The sequence below is a fragment of the Chromobacterium aquaticum genome (genome assembly GCF_021129195.1).
In the GTDB taxonomy this organism is placed as follows: domain Bacteria; phylum Pseudomonadota; class Gammaproteobacteria; order Burkholderiales; family Chromobacteriaceae; genus Chromobacterium; species Chromobacterium aquaticum.
The window spans coordinates 1-9,732 of record NZ_JAJOHW010000165.1; the positions used below are offsets into that span (position 1 = coordinate 1).

Sequence of the window (9,732 nt, forward strand, 5' to 3'; positions counted from 1 at the left end):
CAGCTGACGGTGTTCGAGGCCGGCCGCGAGCCGGGCGGTCGCGCGCGCCGCATCGGCGTGCCCGGCAGCCGGCTGGACAACGGCCAGCACATCCTGATCGGCGCTTATCGTGAATGCCTGCGGCTGATGGCCGCGGTGGGCGTGGATGAGCGCCAGGCCTTGCTACGCCTGCCGATGCGCTGGCAACGCCAGGGCGGCATCAGCCTGAGCTGCCCGCGCTTGCCGGCGCCGCTGCATCTGGCAGTCGGTCTGTTGACGGCACGCGGCATAGGCTGGCGCGACAAGGGCCGGCTGGCGCTGGCCTTGCAGCGTTTGAAACGGCAAGCCTGGCGGGTGGAGCCGGATTGCGCGGTGGCGCAATGGCTGGCGGAGCAGGGGCAGTCGGAGACGCTGATCCGCGAGTTCTGGCGACCGCTGGTGCTGTCCGGGCTGAATACGCCGCTGGAACTGGCATCGATGCGAGTGCTGGCCGCGGTGCTGCGCGACAGCCTGGGCGCGGACCGCGCCGCCAGCGACCTGTTGCTGCCGCGAGTGGATTTGTCGGCGCTGTTTCCCGATCCGGCCTGGCAATGGCTGGCGGCGCGCGGCGCGGATTTGCGCGCCGGTCGGCGCGTGCGCGGCGTCGCGACGGATTCAGCGGGGGTGAGCGTGGACGGCGAGCGTTTCGATGCCGCCATCCTGGCGGTGGCGCCGTATCACGCGGCGGAACTGACGGCGGAGCCAGCGCTGCGCCAGCTGACCGAGGCTTATCGTTACTGGCCTATCTATACCGTATACCTGCAGTTTGACGGACCGCTGCGCTTGCCGGCGCCGATGTGCGCCTGCAGCGGCGGGGTCGGCGACTGGCTGTTCGACCGCGGCGCGCTGATGGGCGAGACCGGCTGGGTGGCCGCGGTGATGAGCGCGCCGCAGCATCTGGACGCGCTTGCGCAGGAGGAACTGGCTGCTCTGGTGGAGGCCGAGGTGCGCCGGCTGGACCCGCGGGCCGGCCCAATGCTTGGTTTCCGGGTGCTGACGGAGAAACGGGCCACTTTTGCCAGTTTGGTCGATATGAGGCGACCGCCGCAGCCAAGCCCGGTACAATCGCTTTATTTGGCGGGAGATTGGACGCATGCTGAATATCCTGCCACTTTGGAGGGGGCCGTGCGGAGCGGCGTGGCTGCCGCCCGCGCGGTGATTGCAAGACTGTGAACCGGCCGCGCCGCGTGAGCGCCGCCGCCGAGCCTGATTACAAGATAGCGAAAAAAATGACGACAGATATCGCCTCTAACGCATTCAAGGACCGTGTGGTGCTGGTCACCGGCGCCACTCAGGGCATAGGCCGCGAGGCCGCGCTGACGTTGGCGCGCCATGGCGCCACCGTGGTATTGCTGGCGCGCAGCGTCAAAGGCCTGGAGAAGGTCTACGATGAAATAGCGGCCGCCGGCGGGCCGGAGCCGGCGGCGGTGCCGCTGGACCTGCTGAAGGCGGCGGAGGGAGATTTCAACAATCTGGCGATGATGATCAAGCGCGAACTGGGGCGCCTGGACGGCATCCTGCACTGCGCTTCGCATTTTTACGCGCTGTCGCCGCTGTCCAATCAGACGGTGGAAGAGTGGATGGACCAGTACCGGATCAATACCGTGGCGCCGTTCGCGCTGAGCCGCGCCTGCCTGCCGCTGTTGAAGGAATCTCCGGACGCCGCGGTCTTGTTCGTCGGCGAAACCCACGCGCTGCACCCGGCGCCGTACTGGGGCGGTTTCGGCGCGTCCAAGGCCGGGCTCAATTATCTGACCCAGGTGGCGGCCAATGAATGGGATGTTTATCCGCAGCTGCGCGTCAACCAGCTGATTCCGGGACCGGTGAATTCGCCGCAGCGCAACCGCACCCATCCGGGCGAGGACAAGTCCGAGCGCGGCGATCTGGCGGACCTGATGCCGCATCTGCTGTACTGGCTGGGGCCTGCTAGCCAGGGGCGCAGCGGCGAGATCGTGGAATTGGATCTGCGCGCCCGGCGCGCTTGAAGGGAAGGGGTAGGCATGAGCATACGGCGATGGCTGTGGTTGCCGTTGCTGCTGGCGCTGGCCGGCTGCAACTGGGTGGGCAACGTCACCGGTTTGACCAAGGACGCCAATAAGGCGATAGGCGCGGCCTGTCGCCAGACCGGGCGTTCGCTGGAAGAGTGCTATCTGCGCAACCCCGAAGCCGACAAGGCGGCGATCTATTCCGGCTGGCGCGAGATGAACGAATACATGGCCAAGAACAAGCTGGACACCATGGAGCCGCCACGGGAGGCCTCGTCGCCGGCAGGAATGCCGGCGCCCACCGCCAGCGGCCACGGCGCCGCGTCCGCGCCGATGGAAAAATCCAGCGCCAACGCCTTGCCCTCCGGCCCCAAGCCCTTGAGCAACGAAGAGGCTGAACGCGCGGCGCGCACCGATCCGCAAGTGGAGGCGGTGCTGGCGGCGATACGCAACAAGCCGGCCGGCGAGGGCGGCGGAAAGTCCAAGTCGGCCTCCGGCGCCGAGCCGGAGCAAAAACGGCTGCTCAACATCATCAATGAACTCAACAAGAACAGCGGCGCGCCTGGTTCGCACAGCTGATTCCCCTTCCCGTTTTTCCTGATGGCAAAAATCAAAACCGTTTTCAGTTGTGCCGAGTGCGGCGGCCAAACGCCTAAATGGCAGGGTCAGTGCCCGCATTGCAATGCCTGGAACACGCTGACCGAAGCGGTGCAAGCCGCGCCGGCGGCGAACGCGCGCTTTCAGTCCTGGAGTGACAGCGCCACCCAGGTGCAGAAGCTGTCCGATGTGCAGGCCGAGGAAGTGCCGCGCGATCCGTCCGGCATCGAGGAGCTGGACCGGGTGCTGGGCGGCGGCGTGGTGCGCGGCGCGGTGATCCTGATCGGCGGCGACCCCGGCATCGGCAAATCCACGCTGCTGCTGCAGGCGCTGTCCGAGATCGGCGCGCGCCGCAAGGTGCTGTATGTGTCCGGCGAGGAATCGCCGCAGCAGATCGCGCTGCGCGCGACCCGGCTGTCGGTGGTCACCGACCGGGTGGACCTGCTGGCGGAAATCCGCCTGGAGGCCATTCTGGAAACGCTGAAGCGCGAGCAGCCGGAAGTGGCGGTGATCGATTCGATCCAGACCCTGTACACCGATCAGGTCACCTCGGCGCCCGGCTCGGTGTCCCAGGTGCGCGAATGCGCGGCGCAGCTGACGCGCATGGCCAAGCAGACCGGCATCACCATTCTGCTGGTGGGCCACGTCACCAAGGAAGGCTCGCTGGCCGGCCCGCGCGTGCTGGAGCACATGGTGGACACCGTGCTGTATTTCGAGGGCGACTCCCACTCCAACTACCGGATGATACGCGCGATCAAGAACCGCTTCGGCGCGGTCAACGAGCTGGGCGTGTTCGTGATGACCGATCGTGGCCTCAAGGGCGTGTCCAATCCCTCGGCCATCTTCCTGTCGTCCTATCGCGACGATGTGGCCGGCTCCTGCGTGCTGGTCACCCAGGAGGGCAGCCGACCGCTGCTGGTGGAGATTCAGGCGCTGGTGGATGACTGCCACGGTTTCCAGCCCAAGCGGCTGACCGTGGGCCTGGAGCAGAACCGGCTGGCCATGCTGCTGGCGGTGTTGCATCGTCACGGCGGCGTCGCCTGCTTCGATCAGGATGTGTTCCTCAACGCGGTGGGCGGGGTCAAGATCAACGAGCCGGCGGCCGACCTGGCCATCATCCTGGCCATGGTGTCCTCGCTGCGCAACAAGGCCTTGCCGGAAAAACTGGTGGTGTTCGGCGAAGTGGGCCTGGCCGGTGAGGTGCGCCCGGTGGCGCGCGGCCAGGAGCGCCTGAAAGAGGCAGCCAAGCTGGGTTTCACCCGCGCCATCGTGCCGCAGGCCAACCGGCCGCGCCAGCCGATAGACGGACTGCAGGTGATCGCGGTGGAGCGCCTGGATCAGGCGGTGGACTTCTGTCGCGAATGAGCGGTAAGAGCCTGTTTACGATCTGCTGCGTGTCGTGGAGCGTTACACGGTGAGTACAACTTCGAAATGCTCATGTACCGTGTGTACACTCCGCTTTCTCAGCTGTTTTCGCCTTGTCTCGCTTTAGCTCGCGAGATCGTAAACAGACTCTAAGAAAGTGGATAGCGAATGATAGAAGACCGAGACATAGAAGCGGAACGGCCGTATCTGTTCCGCTACGCGCTGGCGCAGCTGCGCGAAAGGGACGCCGCCGACGAGGCGGTGCAGGAGACGCTGCTGGCGGCGCTGGAATCGCGCGCCTCCTTCAGCGGCAAATCCACGCTGCGCACCTGGCTGACTTCCATCCTGCGCTTCAAGCTGATCGACGCCTTGCGCCGCAAGGGCAAGGAGAAGCTGTTCGAATCGCTGGAGGACGAGGCGGACGATGGCGACTTCGACGGCCTGTTCAGCCGCGACGGCCATTGGCGCGAACCGGTCAAGGCCTGGAGCGGCCCGGAGCAATCGCTGGTGTCGCGTCAGTTCTGGGAGGTGTTCGAGCAATGCTCGGAAGTGATGCCGCGCCGCACCGCGATGGTATTCGTGATGCGCGAGGTGATGGGCATGGAGATCGCGGAGATCTGTAATAATCTGGAGATCACCGCGACCAACTGTTCTGTGCTGTTGTATCGCGCCCGCATGAGCTTGCGGGAATGTTTTTCAATTCGCTGGAGCCGGGAGGCTAGCGTATGAAGTTGAGTTGTCGTCAGGCCAGCCGTCTGATTTCGGCGTCGCAGGACCGTCCCTTGAGCCAATGGGAATACTTGCGCCTGCGCGTGCACCTGTTCATGTGCGGCAATTGCCGCAATTTCTCGCAACAGCTCAAGTTGCTGGGAGAGGCCGCGCGTCGGGCCGGCCGCGGCGAATAAGCCGGGCAAGGGCGCGCAAACCGGCCACGGCCGGTTTTTTCTTGGCTCCTGGTGAGTCATTTGTCATTATTTGGCGTGACCCATTGAGCCGAGGAGCCTATCTATGTCCGCCAGTGCCCTGTTGCAAACCCTGATCCGCGAACATGACAACGATGCGCATGCCGCCGCCGCGAGCCTGCGCCAGCTGGCCGCGACAGCGGCGGAGCTGGACGCCGAGCAATTGGCCAGCCTGAGCTGGCTGATCAACCACGTGCTGGGCGAGACGCTTGGCGATTGGCCCGCCGCCTGGGGCTTGCAGCGCCAGCTGCCGTCCGCGGCGCCATCGGCCAAGCAATTGCGCAATCAGGCGGTGGCGGCCGGCGAGGCCGGCGCGGATCAGGAGGCGCGGGAACTGGGCCGATGCTTGGCCGTAGCGTTGGCGGTGCCGCCGCCCGCCGCCGAATTGGCGATAGCGTTGGCCGCCTTGCAGCATCTGGCGCCGTCGTTGGCATCGGGCGCGGCCTATCAGCGCTTGCGGGTTCTGCTGCCGATGACTGCGGCCACGGAGGCGGGCGCCGCCGACGCGATGTTGGCGGCCGCCTTGAGCAATGTGTTGTCCGGCTTGCTGGAGCGTGATTTGTCGGTGTTGGCCGCGGACGAAGCCGACGCGCTGCGCGAGGGCGCGGCGTTGGCCCGTCAGCTGTGGGCGCGCGTCGGCGGCTGGCTGCAGCAAGAGCGGGCCTGTTATCTGCAAGCGCTGGTGGCCAATGGCCTGAGGGAATGGGAGGCTGCGCGGATTTGGGCGTGGCAGGGCCTGGATCTGATCGCCACGCATGGCGAAGAAGCGGTGGATCAGGCCTTCCTGTTGCTGGAGCTGGTCAAGGCTTGCGGTCGGCTGGAGCAACACGAGGCCGCGGAGCAAGCATGGGCGCAAGCGCGGCGGCTGGCGGCCGCGTTCGAGGATGCCGAGTTGAAAGCCTGGTTCGAGCAACGCGCGGCCGCGCTGGCGCCGGCATAGCGCTTGCCGGTTCGCGGCCAAAAAGAAGCCGGCGTGAGCCGGCTTGAATTTTCAAGGGTGCGAAGAAAACTGGGTGTGGCTCAGCGCTTGCGCTTGCCGTTGTTGCTGACCTTGGCCGCCGCGCACTGATGCGGGCAGGTGGCGCACTGGCTGTCGCTGAGGCCGGCGCCGGTGAGCGATTGCTTGAGCGCACAGACCGAGCGGCGGCAAGCGATGAAGCGGATCTGGTTTTCCGAGGCCAGCTCGCGGAAATGGCGCATCACGTTGTGGCCCAGAAAATCGGTGAACAGGATCAAGAGGTCGGTGCCGGCGGGCAGGCGGTCCACCTTGCGCTGGTGCGAACTGTTACGACCGCTGACATGACGATGGATGTTGATGCCGAAGTCGCGCAACACATCCGGAATATTGCCGAGGGTATCGGCTCCCACAAGCATGGCATTCATTGGACATCCCTTCCTGGTTAATTTTCCGAAATGATAATCGTTATCATTTAAGCGGTCAATCGCAAACTTTGAAATTGGCAATCAGGACAGGGTGGAACTGTGGCGTTTTGTTGGCTGCGTCCGCCCGGCAAGGCTCATGGGCCGGGATGCGGCATGAGCGCCATGCATGCCTTGACCCGTGGAGGGCACTCGGCCCGGTCTTTTGGGCAGGGGACGCTGGGTGGCGATGTTAGCCATCGGTGTCGCAGTTGGAGAGTGCTGTTTGCATAACTCATGGCTGCCATCAGGTTTACGCATGTAACAGTGGCTAATAGCTGGAAATAAGAAGTATTTACAGTCCACGATTTTTAACGCGATTGCAAAAAAGCAACATGATTTCGGCATTGTTTCATGCCCCTCTTTTGTAGTGACTGCTCTAAATATGCGATGGGAATTTTTGGATATTGGATTCCGTGTTCCGGTTAGACGCTTGTTTAATAACGGTTTTTAGGTGTTAAGAAGTATTGCTTCAAACATAGTGCCCACTCGCTCTGAAGATTGAGAAGGGAGGCGTGGGAAAAGTTTATTGACGCTAATCATGATTAATTCGCACACTCGAATCGCCTTCGGTTCAGATCAAAAAATGAGCACATGAATGCTCTCGAAGAGCCATAAACCCGACGAGGTCAGTGGCCGGATGAACTCACAAAGGGATTGGAGAATCATGAACTATCGCAAGAAGAGAATCGCGCTGGCGCTCGCCATGCTCGGCGCCGGAGCCATGCCTCTGGCCCATGCGGACGACAATAGCGGCACCCTGGACCGAGTGGAAATCACCGGTTCCAACATCAAGCGCTCCATCAAGCAGGAGCAGGCGATCCCGATGACCATCATCAAGACCGATGACCTGATCAAACAGGGCATGACCTCGGTCGAGCAAGTGGTCAACAGCCTGGCCGCCAACCAGTCCACCCAGGGCGCCAACGCCGCGGTGGGCGCTTCCACCGGCGGCGCGTCCTACGCCAGCCTGCGCGGCCTGGGCCACCAGTACACCCTGATCCTGCTGGACGGCCGCCGCATCGTGAACCAGCCGATGGACGGCACCTCGGTCGACCTCAACGCCATCCCGCTGACGGTGATAGACCGCATCGAAGTGGTGCGCGACGGCGCCTCCGCCATCTACGGCACCGACGCCATCGGCGGCGTGATCAACTTCATCACCAAGAAAACCATGCAGGGCCTGTCCATCGGCGGCGAGTTCCTGTCCCCGCAGCGTTCCGGCGGCCAGGAGCGCAGCGTCAACCTGTCCTACGGCTATGGCGACCTGGGCAAGGACGGCTTCAATATCTACGGTGCTTACGAGTATCACAAGACCAACAAGATCATGGCCACCCAGCGTGATTTCGCGTCCCAGATCACCAGCAGCACCAAGCGCAGCGTCAACAGCTTCCCGCCCAACTACCTATTGCCCAGCGGCGATCTGATCACCGGTTCGCCCAATTGCGCGCCGCCGTATTCGACGCCGGACGGCAGCGGCGCTTGTTCGCAGCTGTATTCGCTGTTCCCGTCGATCCAGCCCGAGGTCGAGCAGCAGACCGGCGTGCTCAAGGGCACCACCCGCATCGGCGACCACGAGCTGTCGCTGCAATACCTGGTGACCGAGACCAAGAACACCACCTGGGTGGCGCCGACGCCGTTCTCCGGCGACGTGACTTCGCCGACCGCGCCGGGCCAGAACCCGGCGGACGGCCCGTTCCCGGTCTATGGCCGTTCGGTGCCGGCCGGCGCGCGCGTGGACAGCACCACCGCCACCACCCAGCGCCTGCAGATGAACCTGGAAGGCCTGATCGCCGGCTGGGACTACCGCGCCGGCCTCGGCCACTCGGAAAGCAAGGTCACCCACGATCTGGAAGGCGGCTACCTGAGCCAGAGCAAGCTGCAGAACGCGCTGAACAACGGTTTTGATCCGGGCTCCTCCGATCCGGCCGCCTGGAAGCCGTTCTCGTCCAGCGGCCGCATCGAGCAGGCCAAGTCCAAGCTCGATCTCGCCGACTTCAAGGTCAGCAAGGAAGTGCTGCAACTGCCGGCCGGCATGCTGGCGGTGGCCATCGGCGCCGAGGCGCGCCGCGAAACCATCGAGCACACCTATAACCATGCGCTGTCCACCGACACCCTGAGCACCGGCCTGACCAAGACCAACGACGGCAGCGGCCAGCGCAATGCCCAGGCCTTGTACGGCGAACTGGACATCCCGGTGATCAAGCATCTGGACGCCAACCTGGCGGTGCGCTACGACCACTACAGCGATTCCGGCAGCTCGGTGAACCCCAAGGTCTCGCTGAAGTACCAGCCGGTGCCGCAAGTGCTGCTGCGCACCTCGGCCAGCACCGGTTTCCGCGCGCCCTCGCTGTACGACATCAACCAGCCCAACCAGCAGCAGCTGACCGCCAAGAACTACACCGACCCGGTATTGTGCCCGGGCGGCGTGCCCCAGCCCGGCGCCGGTTCCTCCTCTTGCGTCAAGACTCAGCAAAACCTGATGACTGGCGGCAACAAGAGCCTGCAGCCGGAAAAATCCTCGTCGATCTCGGTGGGCATGGTGCTGGAACCGGTCAAGGACCTGACCACCAGCGTGGACTTCTGGTGGACCAATATCCAGAACACCATAGGCTCGCTGAACGAGCAGACCATCTTCGCCAACCCGGGCAAGTATTCCAACCTCTTTGTCCGGGATTCGAAGAACAATCTGCTGTACGTGACCGATCTCACCGACAACCTGGGCAATACCAGCGCCGCCGGCGTCGATCTGGGCTTCTCCTACCGTCTGCCGCGCACCACCATCGGCGACTTCACGGTGAACCTGGACGGCACCTATATCAGCAAGCACAGCTTCCAGTATGAAAAGGGCGGCGCTTACTTCAGCGACCTGGGCGCCTACGTCAACGGCGGCCCCACCTTCCGCTGGCAGCACAATCTGGCGCTGAACTGGATGCGCGGCGCGTGGAGCGGCATCCTGGCCCAGGACTACAAATCGGGTTACACCGATTCCGACCCCAGCCACATGGTCAAGCCTTACTCCACCTGGAACCTGTCCGGCTCCTACGCGCTGGACAAGAAGCTGACCATCACCGCCGGCATCAAGAACCTGTTCGACCAACTGCCGCCGTGGAGCAATCAGGGCGAAACCACGCCCCAGGGCTATGACCCGCGCTTCACCGACGCGGTGGGCCGCGCCTACTTCGTGAAGGCCAGCTACAAGATGTAACTCCGCCACCGGGACGGTGCCAGCCGTCCCGGATGGAGGGAGGACGCAGGAACCGGCCTTCGCGAGAGGGCCGGAGTGGCAGATGGCGGCCGCGTCGGCCCCAGCCCGCTCACAAGGCGGGGAGGGCGCCGGTCAAGCCGCAGCAATTGTGGGTATAAACATGACGAGCATCACAGCC

9 protein-coding genes are annotated in these 9,732 nt (G+C 64.1%); 8 read left to right on the forward strand and 1 reads right to left on the reverse strand.

Annotated elements, in window-relative coordinates; genetic code table 11:
- From hpnE to LQT98_RS21470, 7 genes are all read left to right on the forward strand, one after another.
- On the forward strand, positions 1-1,191 hold a 1,191-nt coding region (gene hpnE, locus LQT98_RS21440), incomplete at its 5' end, for a hydroxysqualene dehydroxylase HpnE (RefSeq protein ID WP_231465061.1).
- Between the two features lie 56 nt (positions 1,192-1,247).
- Positions 1,248-2,003: an SDR family oxidoreductase gene (locus LQT98_RS21445; protein ID WP_231465063.1), complete on the forward strand. Its 756-nt coding sequence runs from the start codon at positions 1,248-1,250 to the stop codon at positions 2,001-2,003.
- A gap of 15 nt (positions 2,004-2,018) precedes the next feature.
- Positions 2,019-2,582, forward strand: a complete 564-nt coding sequence (locus tag LQT98_RS21450) for a hypothetical protein (protein WP_231465065.1) — start codon at positions 2,019-2,021, stop codon at positions 2,580-2,582.
- Positions 2,583-2,603: 21 nt separating this feature from the next.
- Complete coding sequence (gene radA / locus LQT98_RS21455) at positions 2,604-3,965, forward strand: DNA repair protein RadA (protein WP_048409763.1); 1,362 nt, start codon at positions 2,604-2,606, stop codon at positions 3,963-3,965.
- Between the two features lie 168 nt (positions 3,966-4,133).
- Entirely contained in the window at positions 4,134-4,694 is a 561-nt protein-coding gene (locus LQT98_RS21460; RefSeq protein ID WP_048409764.1) for a sigma-70 family RNA polymerase sigma factor, read from the forward strand.
- Positions 4,691-4,870 (forward strand): zf-HC2 domain-containing protein, encoded by a 180-nt coding sequence (locus LQT98_RS21465; RefSeq protein WP_231465067.1) that lies wholly within the window; start codon positions 4,691-4,693, stop codon positions 4,868-4,870. Before LQT98_RS21460 ends, LQT98_RS21465 begins: the two co-directional genes overlap by 4 nt.
- Before the next feature lie 103 nt (positions 4,871-4,973).
- Positions 4,974-5,867, forward strand: a complete 894-nt coding sequence (locus LQT98_RS21470; RefSeq protein WP_231465069.1) for a hypothetical protein — start codon at positions 4,974-4,976, stop codon at positions 5,865-5,867.
- Between the two features lie 80 nt (positions 5,868-5,947).
- Here LQT98_RS21470 and LQT98_RS21475 read toward each other — a convergent pair whose 3' ends face one another.
- Entirely contained in the window at positions 5,948-6,310 is a 363-nt protein-coding gene (locus LQT98_RS21475; RefSeq protein ID WP_048409767.1) for a DUF2325 domain-containing protein, read from the reverse strand.
- 703 nt (positions 6,311-7,013) lie between these two features.
- Here LQT98_RS21475 and LQT98_RS21480 point away from each other — a divergent pair.
- The gene (locus tag LQT98_RS21480; RefSeq protein WP_231465071.1) at positions 7,014-9,554 is read left to right on the forward strand and encodes a TonB-dependent receptor; all 2,541 of its coding nucleotides are present in this window, start codon (positions 7,014-7,016) and stop codon (positions 9,552-9,554) included.
- The last annotated feature ends 178 nt before the right edge of the window (positions 9,555-9,732 follow it).